The sequence below is a fragment of the Nodosilinea sp. LEGE 07298 genome, from assembly GCF_015207265.1.
Classification (GTDB): Bacteria; Cyanobacteriota; Cyanobacteriia; order Phormidesmidales; family Phormidesmidaceae; genus Nodosilinea.
On record NZ_JADEXE010000468.1, the window covers coordinates 1 to 3,320 of the forward strand.

Consider the following 3,320-nt stretch of genomic DNA (forward strand, 5'->3'; position numbering starts at 1 on the left):
CATCCTCAATGCCATGGTGGCCCATGACACCTTATGGCAAGCCCCAGCTTGCTCTCTGCCGCCAGCCGCCACCCCCGTGGCAGCTACTACATAGCAGGGTGAGCTTGACGATCAAGATAATCGCTACCGTCTGGCCGACACAGTCGCGTGCCACCGCCAAAAGCCCGTAGTAGAGAGCGCGGGCTATCCAGCGGATAGCTGGCGCTGAAAGAAATCGGCTATTTTCTCCGCGACGGCGGCACCACTGGCATCTAGCAGCATCACATGGCCCGAATCGTCAAACCAGGCCGTTTCGATCGGCACCGGAATGCGTTCCTCCATCAGGGCCAGCACCACGGGCGGTATAGTCAAATCGTTGTGGGAGTGAATCCCCAGCACCGGGCAGTGAATCTGGGTGAGCTGGCGGCGGGCGTGGCGACTGATCTGATACAGCGCTCTCAGCGCGTGGGAATGGTGAAAGTCGTAGCAGGGCAAATAAAACGGCTCTTGGGGAACAGCAGGTAGGGTAAACCTGGCCCAGCTCAACAGCGGAATCAAGATCTCAGCCTGGCGCGGCAGGCACAGGGCAGGGGCCACCGCCGCGCAACAATCGACCAAGCCCTCAGCCGCTATAGCCAGCGCGATCGCGCCACCCATTGAGAACCCCAGCAAACCCACCCGGCTGTAGCGCTGCCTAGCTTGGGCAATTTCGTCCCGCGCCGCCGCCAGCATCCCGTCTTTGGTAATGCGGGCAAACTCTCGCCGCTGGTCGTCGCGATCGCGATAGCCATGCCCCGGCAGCAGCGGTGCCACAGCGTGCAGGCCAAGATCTGCGATCGCCTTGGCGGCAGGGGCCGCTTCGTAAGGAGTGCCGGTATAGCCATGCAGGCAGACAACCACGGCATCAGCGCGATCGCCGGGGTGCAAATAAAACGGTTTAGCGTCAGGCATCAGCCGCGCTTCGACATCGGCTGGGATGGCGGTAAAGCCCGAGACATAAGGCTGGGGTGGCATGCTCTCACGAATGCTGCTTCTCTCATTATGAAACGCCGTTAGAGAGTAGGGTGGGCACTGCCAGCCCTGTCAAGGTGGCCAAGCTATTCCCGAAACGCCTATAGGTTAAGGGATTTGGCTATAACTACCAGGGAGTGAACTCCTTGGCTCACAGCGAAAGTCTGCTTTAGCAGACTGGGGCAGCCAGCCCAAAATCCTCTAAAGAGGATTTCGGCTTTGAACCTTGGACTTTTAGTCCTAGGCCCAGCGGTAAATTCAGGGGATCGGCCCCTAAATCGGCCCCACCTTGACAGGGCTGGGTGGGCACTGCCCACCACCAATCCCGCGCGCGCTCCCATTCAACTACATGCCTCCTTTCAATTATTTCCTTTCTCCCGACAACCGAAAAACCAATGTCAGGGTTAAGCAAAACAGCACCGCAAGGAATGTAGACACGATAATAATCAGCTTATGGCAAGGGCCAAGAGAGATAGCTCTAGGGCGTGTCATCAATTCTGGCCGGAAACCTTATGTTCCAAGCCTTGCCACGCCCGACCCAAAAAACAGGCTAGGGGCTGTAATCCTTGATTTGCAGGCATTTACCAGCTAATTGATGACAGCCCCTAGGGTTTTGGTTAATGGCTAAAGAGCATGGTGGGCAGTGCCCACCCTACTGTTGAAAAGTTAGAGGTCTGCGGTGTCAGAGGGTTCACCGTCGAGGCGGCGGGGGATGCGATCGCACCCCTCCAGTGTCTCAATTGCCTCTCCCCCAGCCGCCCCTAGCTCTTTGAACTTGCGCGTGGTCACCAGCACCCGGCTCTCCAGGCAGCCCGCCGTCTGGTTAAAGGCTTTCACCGAGGCATCGAGCCCCCGCCGCAGCTTGACCATGTGGCTGGTGAGCACAGCCATGCGATCATACAGTTCGCGGCCCAGGGCGCTGACCATCTGGGCATTTTCGGCCATTTTTTCGTGCCGCCAGCCGTAGGCGATCGCCTTCAGCAGCGCAATCAGCGTAGTGGGCGTGGCCAAAATCACGCTCTGGCTGACGCCGTACTCGATCAGCTGCGGGTCGTGCTCCAGCGCTGCGCTAAAGAAGGTCTCGCCCGGCAAAAACAGCACCGCAAACTCGGGCGAGTCGTCGAACTGATCCCAGTAGGCTTTGGCCCCCAGCTGGGTGAGGTGGGTGCGCACCTGGCGGGCGTGGGCGACCAGGCGATCGCGGCGTGTCGCCTCATCGGGGGCTTCCAGCGACTCCAAATACCCCTGCAAAGGCGCTTTTGAGTCAACAATAATCTGCCGCCCGTTGGGCAGCTTGATCAGCATATCGGGGCGCAGCCGCCCGCCTTCGGCCTCCACCGTGGGCTGCTCGACAAAGTCGCAGTACTCGATCATGCCCGCCATTTCGACCACGCGGCGCAGCTGCATTTCGCCCCAGCGGCCTCGCACTGCCGGTGCCCGCAGCGCCTTGACCAGGTTGGCGGTTTCGCCCTGGAGCTGGTTTTGGCTAATCGCCAGCGATTTGACCTGCTCGGTGAGGCTGGCGTAGGCCGACACGCGATCGCGTTCCAGCGCCTGTAATTTACCGTCCACCTTATCCAGCGCCTCCCGCAGCGGGCTGACCAGAGAATCGATCGCCTGCTGGCGCAGATTTAGGCTGCCCTCGGCCTGGTTTTGAAAGCTCGATAGGGTGGCCTGTGCCAATTCTAAAAACGACTGGTTGTTGCGGGCCAGGGCATCGGCAGACAGCGCCTGGAAGGTGTGGGCCAGCCGCTGCTGAGCCTGGTCGAGCAGGGCGACTTTTTCCTGGGTGGCAGCCTTGGCTTCTTGGATGGCAGCCTGGGCGTGGGTAAGCTGGGTTTGCAGTTCAGCCAGTTTGGCCCTGAGTAACGAGTTTTCCTGCTGGGTTTGGGCCAGGTGGGCCGCGCGATCGCTCAGCACCTCCTCCAGTTCTCGCACTCGCCCCAGCTGGGCCTCGGCGGTGGCACGGCGGGCCGCTTCGTCGCGCAGCTCGTGGCGGCTGTAGTCGAGCTGGCCCTGCATATCTCGTTGAGTAACCCGCAGCTCCTCGATCTGCTGGTCTTTGTGGTGCAGCCGCTCGATCAGGCTGGCGCGATCGCTCGCCATTTCAGCTTTGGCCCGTTCCCGCACCGTTTGCAGGCGGCTGGCAAACAGTAAACTCGCGATGCCGGCTCCGAGCACCAGTCCTAAAATTATGCCGATTGCCGCTGGCATTCCGGTTCTCCTAAACTAGACCCCGCCCCGCAGATCCCGAGCCCTTGGCCCATCGGGGTACACGTATACTACACCCATCCACTCGTCCACCCATCCACTCGCCCACCCATCTCCAC

Annotated in this window: 2 protein-coding genes; both read right to left on the reverse strand. The window is 60.5% G+C overall.

Features of this window, described 5'->3' with window-relative positions; translation table 11 throughout:
• Window positions 1–183: 183 nt before the first annotated feature.
• A complete protein-coding gene (locus tag IQ273_RS31810) occupies window positions 184–993 on the reverse strand; it encodes a carboxylesterase (RefSeq protein ID WP_194027089.1) in 810 nt (269 codons plus the stop codon).
• Between the two features lie 663 nt (window positions 994–1,656).
• Window positions 1,657–3,204, reverse strand: coding sequence for a DNA recombination protein RmuC (gene rmuC, locus IQ273_RS31815; protein WP_194027090.1), 1,548 nt, complete (start codon window positions 3,202–3,204; stop codon window positions 1,657–1,659).
• Window positions 3,205–3,320: the final 116 nt, after the last annotated feature.